Below are 14,268 nucleotides of genomic sequence, written 5' to 3'. Positions count from 1 at the left end.
AGGTAATCTCCAATGCCTCTTCCTTTCTAAGAAAGGGGTTTTCATTTTGCTTCAATATATCTTAAAGAGAATCCTGGAAATGATCCCGATCCTATTTATTGTTTCCATATTAATCTTTTTCTTCACTCATTTAATTCCTGGAGATCCTGCCAGATTAGTTGCCGGAAAGGATGCAACTCTTGAAGAGGTTACTATTATCAGAGCGGAGCTGGGGCTCGATAAACCGATTTGGGATCAATACATTACATACATGAGCAATTTGTTTCAAGGAGATTTGGGGACTTCCTTAAAGACAGGTCTTCCGGTTTCAGAAATGTTTGCTGACCGCTTTATGCCCTCCATCTATTTAACATTCATGAGTATGGGCTGGGCATTGGTGCTTGGTTTGTTAATAGGCACTTTATCAGCAGTATTCAAAAATAAATGGCCGGATTATCTCGGGATGGTCACAGCCGTTTCGGGTATTTCCATGCCGGGATTCTGGCTTGGTTTGATTCTTATTCAGATTTTTTCTGTCCAGCTCGGATGGTTTCCAACAGGTGGAGCAGAGAGCTGGAAAAGCTATATATTGCCTTCTATCACTTTAGGGGCGGGAATCATGTCCATGCTTGCCAGATTTACACGGTCATCTTTACTTGAGACGTTAAGAGCCGATTTTATCCGGACTGGAAGAGCAAAAGGATTAAAGGAATCTGTAGTTATTCCAAAGCATGCACTTAGAAACTCATTAATTCCTGTCGTAACCATTGCCGGGCTGCAGTTTGGCTTCCTGCTTGGGGGATCAGTGGTAGTAGAAACTGTATTTAGTTTTCCGGGGATGGGACGATTGCTGATTGACTCCATTGCCTTCAGGGACTATCCAGTCATCCAGGCCGAACTATTGCTTTTTTCCATTGAATTTATTCTCGTTAATTTAATAGTAGATATCATGTACAGTATGCTGAATCCGAAGATACGCTACGTTTCCTAGAGGAGGGGAATCATGGAAATCATAAAAGAAGTAAATGCCTATACCCCAGTGATTCCAAAGAAAAAATACTCACCTGTTAAAGAATTTTTTAAGAATTGGAAAAAGCAAAAAATGGCATTTGGGGCAAGCATTTTTATCCTGCTGCTAATCATCATCGCCATTATTGGACCCTATATTGCACCCTATGATCCGTATGAGCCCGATTATAATACGACGCTGCAGGGTCCAAGCAATGAACATTGGGCAGGCACGGATGAATACGGCCGCGATATTTTCAGCCGTTTGCTCGTCGGTGCAAGAATCTCGCTTGGTGTCAGTTTTCTGGCTGTTTTTTTAGGAGCGGCTGGAGGAATCATTCTTGGGCTAATGAGCGGTTATTTTGGCGGCTGGCTGGATCGGCTTATTATGCGCGGCAGTGATGTTATGTTTGCGTTTCCGGATCTGCTGCTGGCAATCGCCATTGTGGCCATTTTAGGACCGGGATTAACGAACGTGGTCATTGCCGTGTCCATTTTCAGTATCCCATCTTTTGCAAGACTGGTGAGGGGCTCGACTTTAGAGGGAAAAGAGACCGTCTTTGTGGAAGCAGCGAAATCAATGGGAGCCTCGCACCGGAGGATTATGTTCAAGCATATTTTCCCTGAAACTCTTGGAAGCTTAATCGTATTTATTACGATGAGAATTGGAACGGCAATCTTAGCGGCCTCCAGTTTGAGTTTCCTGGGTCTCGGTGCCAGTCCTGAAACACCGGATTGGGGTGCTATGCTCAGCCTTGGACGTGATTATTTAGGAACAGCTTCCCATGTTGTCATGATGCCGGGATTAGCGATCTTTTTGACAGTGCTTGCTTTCAATCTTGTCGGAGATGGGCTCCGGGATGTCCTGGACCCGAAAACGAAGAATGAGTAAGGGAGATTGAAAAAAATGGAGAAGCTATTGCAGGTAAGCGGGCTGGAGACGCAATTTACAAAGGATAAAGAAAAACTGAAAATTTTGAGGGGTGTCAGTTTCCATATCAATAAAGGAGAGGTACTCGGGCTCGTAGGAGAATCCGGCTGCGGCAAAAGTCTAACCTCCCTGTCAATCATGAAGTTATTTAAAGGCACAAGCGGAGAAATATCGGGCGGAAGTATTTCCTTCAAAGGCGAGGATCTTACTCATAAATCAGAGCGGGAAATGAGAAAAATCCGGGGGAAACAAATGGCCATGATCTTTCAGGAGCCGATGACTTCCTTAAATCCCGTCATGAAAATAGGCGAACAGCTGCTGGAGCCCATCCGGCTGCATCTTGATTTAAACGAAAAACAGGCCAAGGAGCATGTGATATTTATTTTAAAGAAAGTGGGGATTCCCCGGGCGGAAGAAATCGTTTATGAATTTCCCCATCAGCTTTCTGGAGGGATGCGGCAAAGGATTATGATTGCCATGGCCATGTCCTGCAATCCTCAGCTTCTAATAGCAGATGAACCGACGACGGCACTGGATGTAACAATTCAGGCGCAGATACTGGAATTGATGAAACAGCTGCAGCGTGAGGAAGGCATGTCCGTTCTATTAATTACCCATGATCTCGGTGTAGTGGCGGAAATGTGTGATCGGGTAGCCGTCATGTATGCAGGCCGGGTAGTAGAGGAAGCGAATGTATTCGATTTATTTGAAAGCCCGCAGCATCCTTATACGAAAGGACTGATAGGATCAGTTCCAAAAATAGGACAGAGAAAGGATAAACTGACATCCATTAAAGGGAATGTTCCCGACCCCGGCAATATGCCGAAGGGCTGCAAGTTTGCTCCGAGATGCAATGAAGCCAAATCCATTTGTTTAGAGGAAGAGCCGGCTGCAACCGACTTGGGAGATGGGAGAATGTGCAGCTGCTGGATGATTGAAGAAGGGAGGAAAAATGTATATGCCTGAGACTCTGCTGAAAATAAATGGGTTGAAAAAGTCCTTCACACTTCCGGGCGGCATGTTCGCCAAAAAGAGATCATTAAAGGCAGTTCATGATGTGTCGTTCCGCATTGAGCAGGGAACTACTTACAGTCTCGTTGGAGAAAGCGGGTGCGGCAAGTCTACAACAGGACGGCTGATCTCAAGGCTGCTGACTCCCAGCCACGGTGAAATCTGGATTGATGGCGAAGAAATTTCACAAAAGAAAGAATCACAGCTGAAATTGGTTCGAAAAAAGGTGCAGATGATCTTTCAGGACCCCTATGCATCTCTTAATCCAAGAATGAAAGTAAGAGAGATTATAGCCGAACCGCTTGTGATTCATACGAAACTATCAAAAGCCGAACGGAATAGATTAGTCAGCGAAATGCTGGAAACCGTTGGACTGACAGAACATCATGCAGACAGGTATGCCCATGAATTCAGCGGCGGCCAGCGCCAGCGGATCGGCATAGCCAGGGCGCTGATTATGAAACCTAAGCTCATTATAGCTGATGAACCCGTATCCGCTCTTGATGTTTCGATTCAATCTCAAATCCTGAACTTACTAAAGGATTTGCAGACTGAATTTAATCTTACGTATCTCTTTATTTCACATGATTTAAGTGTAGTCGAACACATCAGCGACAGCATCGGGGTCATGTATCTTGGCACCATAGTAGAATCAGGCCCGAAGGATGTCATCTTCTCAAATCCGCAGCATCCTTATACAAAAGCACTGCTATCTTCTGTGCCAGTCCCGGATCCGAGGCTGAGAAGGGAGCGGATAGTCCTGCAGGGAGACTTGCCGAGTCCGGTTAACCCTCCTTCCGGGTGCCGTTTTCATACGAGGTGTCCTGCCTGTATGGATATTTGCAGAACAGTGGAACCAGAGGTGAAAAAAGGGCTGGCGGAAGATCATTTTGTTGCATGTCATTTAATGGATTAGCAGAACGTGCCGATTCAATGAGTTTTTCCTAAGGATTTTACACTCTGACAGGAATTTATCGGTCACATGCCCTGTTTATCTCTCAACTTTTCATAGTATCGATCAGAATTTAATTTTACAGGTCACATTTTTGATTTATGGGTCAATTGGCGGAATATCTGCGTTCCTGCAAATTCACTATAAAAATACAAGAAATAGGAGAGGATTTTCATGAAGGTTGGACTTAGCACGTACAGTTTAGTAAGAGAATTAAGAGATGGCAATATGACGGTTTTGGATGTGATTGACTGGATTGCCGAAAATGGCGGGGAGCACATGGAGATCGTCCCTTATGGTTTTTCAGTTGTGGATAATGCGGAGCTTGCACATCAAATTAAGAAGAGAGCAGAAGCAGCCGGGATTGAACTTTCTGCCTATTCCCTGCCGGCCAATTTTGTCCAGCCGACACAGGAAGCATTCGAACAAGAAGTGGAGCGGCTGAAAGAGCATGTGGACATCGTTAATCTCATGGGCATTAAGATTATGCGCCATGATGTAACAGCATTTCAGCTGAAGCCGGAAGAAATGACGATTCACTACTTTGAAGAGCATTTTGATACGCTAGTAGAAGGAAGCCGTCAAATCGCAGATTACGCAGCACAATACGGCATTACAACTACCATTGAAAACCACGGATTCAACGTCCAATCGAGCGACCGCGTTCAGCGGGTCATTCATGAGGTGGACCGTCCTAACTTCAAAACAACTCTCGATGTCGGCAACTTCCTTTGCATAGATGAGGATCCGCTCGTTGGAGTAAAAAAGAATCTAAAATACGCAGCAACGGTCCATTTAAAAGATTTCTATATTCGCCCATATTTTGAAAATCCGGGTGATGGAGTCTGGTTCAGGACAGTAAATGAAAACTATCTCCGCGGAGCCATCGTTGGCCACGGAGATTTAAATATACGCGAGATTATTAGATTGATAAAGGGCTCCGGTTATGACGGTTATTTGACAGTGGAATTTGAAGGTATGGAAGATTGCAGGACTGGTTCCAAAATTGGCATGGATAATGTAAGAAGATTATGGAATGAAGTGCAGGCAGTGAATGAATCTAAGCCGGTTTTGAAAGGGTGAAGAAAGTGGAGCCTTTAAGAGTCTGTATTATAGGAGCCGGATCTATATCTGATATGCATTTCAAGTCCTTTGCCGGCAATTCTGATGCTGTCCTGTGCGGGGTGTTTGATTATTCTGCGGAAAGAGCGGAAGCGAAAGCGCTGGAGTATGGTATCAGCCGTGTATATAAAAATATAGAAGAAGTATATAGTGATCCGAATGTCGATGCAGTAAGCATTTGCACCTGGAATAATAGCCATGCGGAATTATCTGTTGGGGCATTAAACGCTGGAAAACATGTTCTGGTAGAAAAGCCTTTAGCCATGAATGTGGAAGAGGCGTTAAAAGTGCAAGCAGCTGTAAGGAATAGCGGGAAAACCCTGCAGGTAGGATTCGTCAGGAGGTTTGCTACAAACACAAAAGTGCTGAAGGCTTTTGTTGACAACGGTACTTTAGGCGACATTTACTATGCAAAAGCATCATGCCTGCGCCGTCTCGGAAATCCGGGGGGCTGGTTTGCAGACAAAGATCGCTCTGGGGGAGGTCCGTTAATTGACCTGGGTGTCCATGTCATCGATGTGTGCTGGTACCTGATGGGCCGCCCTAAAGTGAAGTCGATTTCCGGAAATGTGTACAGCAAGCTGGGGAACAGAGGGAATGTTGAGAATTTACGCTTTTATAAAGCGGCAGATTATCAAAAAGATCGTAACACAGTTGAGGATTTGGCGAATGCACTGATTACGTTCGAAAATGGCGCATCTTTATTTGTCGATGTATCCTTTACACTTCATGCAAAACAAGATGAAATTGGAGTCAAATTATATGGCACAAAAGGCGGGGCAGAACTGGAGCCTGAGTTGGCCATTGTAAGTGAAGAGAATAACACCATTTTAAATATTCACCCGCAGATGGATCATTTAACATTTGATTTTGCCAATGCCTTTCAGAATCAGATCGATTCCTTTGTTTCGAGCTGTATAAAAGGAACAAATCCTTTGGCGCCCGTTGAAGATGGGGTGGAAATGATGAAGATCCTCGCTGGCATTTATGAAGCGGCAGATAAGAAAAGTGAGGTGACCTTTGTTTAAAATGGAGACTGTAAAACTCTCAAATAAAATTGGTGTGATGGTGGATAGCCTCAGGCTGCCATTGTACGAAGGACTTAAAGTCTGCAAAGATATGGGAGCTGATGGTGTACAAATATATGCGGTTGAAGGAGAAATGGCTCCTGAAAATATGGATCAGAACTCCCGGAAACAACTTAAAAGCTATTTGGAATCCATTGGCCTTGAAATATCGGCACTTTGCGGTGACCTTGGAGGACATGGGTTTCAGGATATTGAACAAAATCCTGTTAAGATTGAAAAATCAAAACGCATTTTGGATCTCGCTGCAGAATTGGGAACAAATATTGTGACGACGCATATTGGCATTATCCCTGAGGAGCAGAACAGCCCCATCTATGAAGCCATGCAGGCAGCTTGTGAGGAACTGGCTCTTTATGCAAGAAGCATGAATGCCTACTTTGCCATTGAGACAGGACCTGAACCATCCGCCAGGCTCAGAAACTTTCTGGATACGCTGAGCACGAATGGGGTATCAGTAAATTTTGATCCTGCGAATATGGTGATGGTGACAGGAGATGACCCGGCAAATGGTGTCAGGCTTCTAAAGGATTATATTGTCCATACACATGTGAAGGATGGAAAGAGGCTTAAACCTGCTGATCCCCGTGATGTATACGGGTTCCTTGGATATGGAGGCGGCACAGATCATGAGAAGATTGCTGAAATGGTTGCCTCAGGTGAATATTTTAGGGAGATGCCGCTCGGAAAAGGAGCCGTTGATTTTGAGGCTTACTTCAATGCTTTGAACGAAATTAATTATCAGGGGTATTTGACGATTGAAAGAGAAGTGAATCAAAATCCAATAAGTGATATCTCAGAAGCGGTAGGATTCATTAAAAGCTTTAGGTAAATGGATTCATGCTTTGAACAAAGTGTATAATGAGATGGGGATTTCCAATGGAAGCTTCCAAAATGGAATAGGCATTTCTCTTTTGGAAGTTTTACCGGACTTGCACAGAAATGTGATCAAGTTTAATGGATTTTGTTGGATTTTACTATGAAGGCGAGAGTCACTACGATTCTATAAATGCACCTTCAGAGTTGGAAGTCTAAATCTGCAGTCATAAAGAAGGTAGGATAATGGAGAAACAAGATCAGCTTTTAATGAAAAGACAAAATAAAAATCTTGTTCTTGATATTTTAAAGACTAAGTCCCCTATATCAAGGATTGATATTGCGAAAATAACGGGGATGAGCCCGACTTCTATAACACGAATTGTCAATGAACTTCAGCTGCAGGGCTACCTGAGGGAAACAGAGGCAGTTGCGTCAGGGGTCGGGAGAAAAGCTACCTTGCTGGAGGTTCGCGGCGATGTACTTTATACAGTTGGTATTGAAATTGATAAATCTCTGCTAAAGGTCGGAATTGTCAATTATATTGGAGAAATGGTTTCATTACTTAAGAGTAAAAGAAATGAATCAGAGAGTTATATGGAAACGCTCCATAAAATAAATATGGCTATTCGAAAGATCATGGATGAAAACGAAATTCCTGCTGCTAAAATAATGGGACTCGCTGTCGGTTTACCTGGATATATTGATTATAAAAACGGGATTGTAAAGGTATCGGATCAGTTAAAGTGGAAAGATGCAAACTTAGCTGAAGATCTGCAAAAGCTTACCTCCTTTAACGTCATTGTTGATAATGAATTAAAAATGAAGATTGTCGCAGAGAGCTTTACAGGGAAAGCAAAGAATTCACAGAATTCCATCTTAATAGGCATTGGATCAGGAATTGGTTCTTCAATCATGCTTAATGGAGAAATTTACAGAGGGGAAACCAATAATGCCGGGGAAATCGGGCATACAGTAATTGACCCTACAGGCAATGTCTGCAATTGCGGCAAAATAGGCTGTCTCGCAACTTATATTTCTGAAGGGGCAATCCTTGCAGACAGCAGGAAAGTGAAGGATATATCTTCTATAGAAGATGTGTTCCAGTCCTACCGGGACCGTGAGCCCTGGGCATTAAATATCATGGATAGAGCCTCCACTTATATTGCTTTGGCCATCAGCAATCTCCTCTGCCTTTATAATCCTGAAGTCATTATTTTGAGCGGCAATACGATTGAGAAACTGCCTGAAATGAAGGAAGCTATTGAGCAAAAATGCGAGTTATATATTTGGGAGCCATTGAAGCAAACGGTGAGAATCGTCTATTCGGAATTAAGTGATAACGGAGTTGTTCTTGGGGCGGCCATACAGGCACAAAATCTTATGCTGGAACTTGAGTAGCTAAGCCAATTTTAAGGAGAGAACTGAAGTGAAATATACTGCATTAGTAGAGGAAGTCAGGGGAGGACTGGTTGAGAATATTCATACAGGTATCATTTGTGGAGTGGATGATCAATTAGAATCTTTTTATCAGGTTGGTGATGAAGAGCATTACACATACTTTCGCTCCGCATCTAAGCCAATCCAGGCCCTGCCGGTCTTTCTGACTGACATAATTGAGAAATACGGTTTAACAGAGCAGGAAGCAGCATTGTTTACAGCTTCCCATCGGGGAGAACCCTACCATATTAAGGCTCTGGAATCCATGCTGGCAAAACTTCCTGTAAAGGAAGAAGAGCTTTATTGCCCTCCTTCTTATCCTTTAAATATACAGCCAAGAGAAGAGATGATCAGACAAGGGGTTCAGAAAAGAAAGCTTTATCACAATTGTGCAGGCAAACATATGGGATTTATTACCGTATGCCGTGAATGGGGATTTCCGGTGGAGGGATACTGGAAAGAAGACCATCCTCTGCAAAAGCATATATTGGAAATTCTTTCTCATTTATCAGGCATCCCGGTCTCTGCAATTCATATTGGTATTGATGGCTGCGGAGCTCCTGTTTTTGCCATACCCTTAAAAAAGATGTCCGAGGTATACCTTAAGCTGGCTTGTCCCGATTTGATTCAAGATCTCCAGCTGCAGCAGGCAGTCATTAACATGACCGCCACTATGAATAACCAGTTCAATATGGTTGCCTCACAGCATTTTATCTGTTCGATTTTATTGGAAGACAAGAATATTGTTGCTAAAGGCGGAGCCCAGGGTGTGTATTGCTTCGGACTTAAAAAAGAACGTGCTGGATTTGCCCTCAAAGTGTTAAATGGATCTGAGGATGTCTGGCCAAACATTGTAGCATCTATTCTTGAACAAATACACTACAGCAATCATGACACCATAAATAAGCTGAGAAGCCTGAGACCTTCCGTTATTCGAAATAATGCTGGAATGGAAGTGGGATCTATAAAGGAAATCTTCCAGTCAGAGAAATTGCCATTAAATTAAGTAAATTCCAGCACTATTAAAGGAGATACATAAATGTTAATAGAAGTGATCGCAGATACACTAAGTGATGCGCTAATTGCCCAGGAAGCCGGCGCAGGCAGAATTGAACTGGTAACCGGGCTCGCAGAGGGGGGGCTGACACCAGGCTGTGGCGTCATTGAAAGAGTGTGCAGGGAATTAAGGATTCCCGTGAATGTGATGATACGTCCGCACAGCCGCGGGTTTTGCTATTCGGAAGAAGACATTGAAATTATGATTCAGGATATTAAAATGTGCAATAAATCAGGAGCGGCAGGTGTAGTGTTTGGCGTACTTACACCTGACCATCAAGTACATAACGATCATTTAAAGCGGTTAATCGATGCAGCAGGTGGTTTGGATATAACTTTCCACAGGGCATTTGATGAGGCTGATGATCAATTTGCGGCTTTGGAAGTGATCAAGGAGTATCCGCAGATTTCGAGAATCCTTACATCAGGCGGCCAGAGTAGTGCTGCCGATGCATCAGAAAGGCTGAAACGCCTGCATGAGCTTACCGCTGATAGTCATTTAAAAATTATGGCTGGTGCAGGTCTGTCAGTTGATAATATTAAAGTATTTTTGGATGAAGTGCCTGTCACTGAAGTTCATTTCGGCACCGGGGTCCGTGTGGAATCCAGCTATGAGTATGCCATTAATGCTGAGAGAGTGCAGGCGTTAAAGAAGATGATCGGTGCCTAATGTGAAAAAGGGCTTAAGCGGGTTGTGTGCAGGAGTTGTTTTCACTATTAACCTTAGAATATTGCTATCAAAAAAGACAGGTAGTTCACCTGTCTTTAAATAATGCCGAAAGACCAGTAAAATACATTAAATCGCATAAGATTTAATAAGATAACGTTCTATAAACTCAGCTAATCCATCATTTTCGTGGTGTCCTGTAATAAAGTCAGCTGCGGCTTTAACCTTTTCGCTGGCATTCCCCATTGCCACACCAGTACCGGCATGACGAAGCATCTCTATATCATTCGGTCCGTCTCCAATGGCTGCGACTTCACTTGGACTGATTCGAAATTTGTCCAGCAAGCTTTTAATAGCAGCCCATTTGGATACATCAGGAGCAACCAGCTCAAACCCGTCATTCCAATCGATGACCCCTGCTTCTGTTTTAAATATAGCGGATAATTCAGGACTTGGGGAACCTGTTCGAACACTATATTTAAGAACATCCTGATAAGTTGCCAGTCTTAAATCACCGATATACTGCGGTGGAATTTGCCCAACTTGAGTCCAATAATCGATTTCTTCATTGGTTTCCTTACAATATAGCCCAGTTGATGTATGGATCAAAACATTACATTGACTTTCTGCCGTCAGATGGTGAAAGCGTTCCTCGTTCACTCGTACGGTTTTTATTTGAGTAGCCATTCCTGTCTGGGCATCATGAATAGAGGCCCCATTCAAACAAATCATCGGAGTTTGTAACCCAAGTTCTTTATGGTAGGGAGCGGTTACTTCATAATGACGGCCTGTAGCTAGAAACACCATGACTCCCTGATCTATGAGCCGATAAATGGCTTCCATGTTTCGGCGGGAAATGTTATTTGAGGCCTTCAGGAGTGTACCATCCATATCAATAAATACTGCACGCATATTCATTTATTTTGCCTCCTCATTCGTTGATAAACCAATCATATCCTCTGAATATTAAGGTCAGGTAAACTCAGTGTATAGATTACGTGATTTTTTTTGAACTAGAAGAGCTTCTGCAGATTACTAAGGATAACTTAGATCATGAATTCGAATCTATTAATTTGTGAAGGGCTTTTAGTCCCGGTGTACGAAAAAGCTATGTTTTATTTTCATAAACTTTCTTAAAAGAAGGTTAAGGTATGTAAAATAATGGATTATGACCTTCTATTTCCGTTCGGATTCTTCTATGATTACTACTGTAACAAATATAGCAGCCAAGGAGGAAATGAAAATGAAAAAATGGGTTTTAGCTTTGATGGCAGCTTTAATGATTACAGGTGTGGCGACAGGCTGCAGCAATGAGGAAGACACCGACGAGACGAACACAGAAGAAACTGAAGATACGGGAACAGAAGAAGGCACTGAAGAAGACAGCGAAGATGGAACTGAAGAAGAAACTGAGTAAACACTATATCAAAAGAAAGTGCACCTGCTGCAGTTAGGTGTGCTTTTCTTTTGTCATAAATTCATATTTTCAAATGCGGATTGACTGGACTTGCAGTTCCGTGCTACATTAATTTTATATTATAAAAAGGTGTGGTGAAGTATGTCGATTGCAGGTGTCAACTAATTATTTAGTTGAATAAGGTGCTAATTTTCTGGTTTTTGCCAGTTTATTAAGAATGCCTTTTTTTCAAACAATACATGTTTGAATGCCTGCTATCAGACTGCTTCCATTTCTATATATTCGTGTAGCTTTAGACACTATGCCTGTTTTAGGGTTTAGTTTGTTTATGCCTGTTCGAAAAGTAGAACGCCCGCGGAAGCTTCTGCCCAATTCACATTGGAGCGGGGAAGGCTTTCGCGGGCTATTTTATTTGGAATGAGGCAAAGAGAATGAATGAAATGACATTTGAAAAATTACAATACCAAGAATTAAAAAATAAAGTGAAACAGCATTGCGTCAGCAGTTTAGGGAAAGTGCTGATCGATAAGCTCGAGCCGAGCTCAAATATAAAAGCCGTCCGCAATCGCTTAAACGAAACAAGCGAGGCCAGAAGGCTACTGGATGCCGAAAAGCACCTGCCATTAACCGGCATTTCCAATATCACCAGTATTATTGAAAAGGTGGAAAAAGGAATCATATTAACTCCATCAGAGTTAAACGCTGTATCCGATTTTCTAAGAGGCTGCCGAAAAATCAAAAAGTTTATGGCAGATAAAGAATTTTTTGCGCCAGTTCTCTACACGTATGCATTATCTATGACGGAATTCAGACAGATCGAAGAAGAGATCTTATATGCAATCAAAGGAAACATGGTTGACTCAGGTGCCAGCAAAGAGCTGAGACGGATTAGAAACCATGTTGCCAAAACCGAAGAGAAAATTGAAGAACGATTGAATAAGTTCTTGCGGAGCAGTGCTAATAAGGAATACATTCAAGAATTTTATATAAGTAAGAAGGATGACCTTTTTACGATTCCGATTAAAGCATCCTTTAAAAATCAGGTAGCAGGAACAGTAGTTGAAACATCTTCAAAAGGGTCGACTGTTTTTATGGAGCCTGATGCCGTTTCAAAGCTCAATGTGGAATTGGCCATGCTGAAATCGGAGGAGTCAGTAGAGGAATATCAAATACTGGCCACACTTTCAGGCGCGATTCTCGAAGCCATTCATGAGATCCGCATCAATATTGAGTGCATCAGTCAGTATGATATGATTTTCGCAAAAGCGAAGTACAGCAAAAGTACTGACGGCATTGAACCGGCGATTAATAATCATGGGTATATCAAATTAGTAAACAGTAAACATCCTTTATTAGAAGGAAACGTTGTCCCGCTGGATTTTGAAATCGGGAAGGACTATAGAAGCTTAGTCATAACAGGCCCAAATGCAGGCGGGAAAACCGTCGTCCTAAAGACAATCGGAATTCTAACTCTGGCTGTCATGTCCGGATTTCATATTAAGGCGAAGCCGGGGAGTGAAATAGCCATCTTTGACCATGTCTTTGTTGATATTGGCGATAATCAGAGCATAGAGAACGCGCTAAGCACGTTTTCTTCCCATATGAAAAATATTTCCGAAATCCTTAGTGCTTCCACTAATAATACGCTGCTTTTATTCGATGAGATTGGCAGCGGAACAGAGCCGAATGAAGGGGCTGCATTGGCCATTGCCATTCTGGAAGAGTTTTATCATATGGGATGCATCACGATTGCCACTACTCACTATGGTGAGATTAAACGTTATTCTGAAATGCATGATGATTTTATGAATGCAGCAATGTTATTCGATAGCGCGGAATTGAAGCCGATGTATAAGCTGTTAATAGGTGAATCAGGAGAGAGCAATGCCCTTTGGATTTCCAGAAAGATGAATATCCGCGAACATGTCCTGAAGCGCGCGCAAAAGTATATTGAAAACAAGGATTATAATCTGGAAGCAGTAAGAGAGAACAAAATAAGGAAGCCAGTGATTGAAGTGAAGCAGAACATAGACGAACATCCTTATGAAATCGGTGACAGGGTAAAATGGATCAGCCAGGATGACTACGCTATTGTTTATGAGCCATTAGATAAATTTAATAACATTAAGCTGTTCTATAAAAATGAAATAGTGGAAGTGAATAGCAAGCGGATTGAATTGAACATTAAAGCAAGCGAGCTATATCCGGAAGGGTATGACAGGAATACCTTATTTACCAGTTACCATGAACGGAAACTGCAGCATGACATGGAGAGAGGGTCGAAAAAGGCGCTGCGAAAGGTTGAAAAGGAGATTAGGAATAGGAAGGAGGAATAGAATGAGGCGATTCTCCGCGTGGAGGATCGCCTTTTAACTGTGTATTTTTGTCTGAAGCTGCTCGGGTTCGGACTCAGATCAGCGGTTTTTTGCATTCTGAGTCCGAAGTTGGCTCGGGTTCGGACACAGAACCGCGGTTTTCTGCTTTCTGAGTCAGAAGTTGGCTCGGGTTCGGACACAGAACCGCGGTTTCCGGCATTCTGAGTCCGAAGTTGGCTCGGGTTCAGACTCATCAGCGGTTTCCGGTATTCTGAGTCCGAAGTTGGCTCGGGTTCCGACATAGAACCGCGGTTTTCTGCTTTCTGAGTCCGAAGTTGGCTCGGGTTCGGACACAGAACCGCGGTTTCCGGCATTCAGAGTCCGAAGTTGGCTCGGGTTCGGACACAGAACCGCGGTTTCCAGTATTCTGAGTCAGAAGTTGGCTCGGGTTCGGACACAGAACCGCGGT

General features: G+C 42.9%; 13 protein-coding genes. 12 read left to right on the top strand and 1 reads right to left on the bottom strand.

The genetic code is table 11. The features are described 5' to 3' along the window. Positions 1-46: 46 nt before the first annotated feature. From gsiC to NAF01_RS14855, 10 genes are all read left to right on the top strand, one after another. Positions 47-970: a glutathione ABC transporter permease GsiC gene (gsiC, locus tag NAF01_RS14900; protein WP_250800697.1), complete on the top strand. Its 924-nt coding sequence runs from the start codon at positions 47-49 to the stop codon at positions 968-970. 12 nt (positions 971-982) lie between these two features. Beyond that, positions 983-1,879 (top strand): ABC transporter permease, encoded by an 897-nt coding sequence (locus NAF01_RS14895; protein ID WP_048007855.1) that lies wholly within the window; start codon positions 983-985, stop codon positions 1,877-1,879. 15 nt (positions 1,880-1,894) lie between these two features. Next, a complete protein-coding gene (locus NAF01_RS14890) occupies positions 1,895-2,884 on the top strand; it encodes an ABC transporter ATP-binding protein (RefSeq protein ID WP_250800696.1) in 990 nt (329 codons plus the stop codon). Next, positions 2,877-3,845, top strand: a complete 969-nt coding sequence (locus NAF01_RS14885; protein ID WP_250800695.1) for an ABC transporter ATP-binding protein — start codon at positions 2,877-2,879, stop codon at positions 3,843-3,845. Before NAF01_RS14890 ends, NAF01_RS14885 begins: the two co-directional genes overlap by 8 nt. 210 nt (positions 3,846-4,055) lie before the next feature. Further along, positions 4,056-4,964, top strand: coding sequence for a sugar phosphate isomerase/epimerase family protein (locus tag NAF01_RS14880; protein WP_250800694.1), 909 nt, complete (start codon positions 4,056-4,058; stop codon positions 4,962-4,964). A 5-nt stretch (positions 4,965-4,969) separates the two neighbouring features. Then, positions 4,970-6,031 (top strand): Gfo/Idh/MocA family protein, encoded by a 1,062-nt coding sequence (locus NAF01_RS14875; RefSeq protein WP_250800693.1) that lies wholly within the window; start codon positions 4,970-4,972, stop codon positions 6,029-6,031. A gap of 1 nt (position 6,032) precedes the next feature. Continuing rightward, positions 6,033-6,920 (top strand): sugar phosphate isomerase/epimerase family protein, encoded by an 888-nt coding sequence (locus NAF01_RS14870; protein WP_250800692.1) that lies wholly within the window; start codon positions 6,033-6,035, stop codon positions 6,918-6,920. A gap of 230 nt (positions 6,921-7,150) precedes the next feature. Further along, a complete protein-coding gene (locus tag NAF01_RS14865; protein WP_250800691.1) occupies positions 7,151-8,305 on the top strand; it encodes an ROK family transcriptional regulator in 1,155 nt (384 codons plus the stop codon). 28 nt (positions 8,306-8,333) lie between these two features. Then, on the top strand, positions 8,334-9,350 hold the full coding sequence (locus tag NAF01_RS14860) for an asparaginase (protein WP_163140721.1): 1,017 nt from the start codon (positions 8,334-8,336) through the stop codon (positions 9,348-9,350). Positions 9,351-9,383: 33 nt separating this feature from the next. Then, complete coding sequence (locus NAF01_RS14855; RefSeq protein ID WP_250800690.1) at positions 9,384-10,070, top strand: copper homeostasis protein CutC; 687 nt, start codon at positions 9,384-9,386, stop codon at positions 10,068-10,070. Positions 10,071-10,196: 126 nt separating this feature from the next. Here NAF01_RS14855 and NAF01_RS14850 read toward each other — a convergent pair whose 3' ends face one another. After that, positions 10,197-10,985 (bottom strand): HAD family hydrolase, encoded by a 789-nt coding sequence (locus NAF01_RS14850; RefSeq protein WP_250800689.1) that lies wholly within the window; start codon positions 10,983-10,985, stop codon positions 10,197-10,199. A gap of 325 nt (positions 10,986-11,310) precedes the next feature. On the opposite strand from NAF01_RS14850, the gene NAF01_RS14845 reads away from it, so the two are divergent. Together NAF01_RS14845 and NAF01_RS14840 are read left to right on the top strand one after the other, a co-directional pair. Further along, complete coding sequence (locus NAF01_RS14845; protein ID WP_250800688.1) at positions 11,311-11,484, top strand: hypothetical protein; 174 nt, start codon at positions 11,311-11,313, stop codon at positions 11,482-11,484. A gap of 431 nt (positions 11,485-11,915) precedes the next feature. Continuing rightward, on the top strand, positions 11,916-13,820 hold the full coding sequence (locus NAF01_RS14840) for an endonuclease MutS2 (protein WP_250800687.1): 1,905 nt from the start codon (positions 11,916-11,918) through the stop codon (positions 13,818-13,820). Positions 13,821-14,268 lie beyond the last annotated feature (448 nt).

Source organism: Cytobacillus firmus, from assembly GCF_023657595.1.
GTDB lineage: Bacteria > Bacillota > Bacilli > Bacillales > Cytobacillaceae > Cytobacillus > Cytobacillus firmus_B.
Note: the sequence above shows the minus strand (reverse complement) of the source record. Positions and strands in the feature narration are given on the sequence as shown.

What these genes read in the sequence shown, in the direction of transcription:
- NAF01_RS14895 (WP_048007855.1), top strand. Translation starts at nt 983, where the DNA reads ATGGAAATCATAAAAGAAGTAAATGCCTATACCCCAGTGATTCCAAAG.
- NAF01_RS14890 (WP_250800696.1), top strand. Translation starts at nt 1,895, where the DNA reads ATGGAGAAGCTATTGCAGGTAAGCGGGCTGGAGACGCAATTTACAAAG.
- NAF01_RS14885 (WP_250800695.1), top strand. Translation starts at nt 2,877, where the DNA reads ATGCCTGAGACTCTGCTGAAAATAAATGGGTTGAAAAAGTCCTTCACA.
- NAF01_RS14880 (WP_250800694.1), top strand. Translation starts at nt 4,056, where the DNA reads ATGAAGGTTGGACTTAGCACGTACAGTTTAGTAAGAGAATTAAGAGAT.
- NAF01_RS14870 (WP_250800692.1), top strand. Translation starts at nt 6,033, where the DNA reads ATGGAGACTGTAAAACTCTCAAATAAAATTGGTGTGATGGTGGATAGC.
- NAF01_RS14865 (WP_250800691.1), top strand. Translation starts at nt 7,151, where the DNA reads ATGGAGAAACAAGATCAGCTTTTAATGAAAAGACAAAATAAAAATCTT.
- NAF01_RS14855 (WP_250800690.1), top strand. Translation starts at nt 9,384, where the DNA reads ATGTTAATAGAAGTGATCGCAGATACACTAAGTGATGCGCTAATTGCC.
- NAF01_RS14850 (WP_250800689.1), bottom strand. Translation starts at nt 10,985, where the DNA reads ATGAATATGCGTGCAGTATTTATTGATATGGATGGTACACTCCTGAAG.
- NAF01_RS14845 (WP_250800688.1), top strand. Translation starts at nt 11,311, where the DNA reads ATGAAAAAATGGGTTTTAGCTTTGATGGCAGCTTTAATGATTACAGGT.
- NAF01_RS14840 (WP_250800687.1), top strand. Translation starts at nt 11,916, where the DNA reads ATGAATGAAATGACATTTGAAAAATTACAATACCAAGAATTAAAAAAT.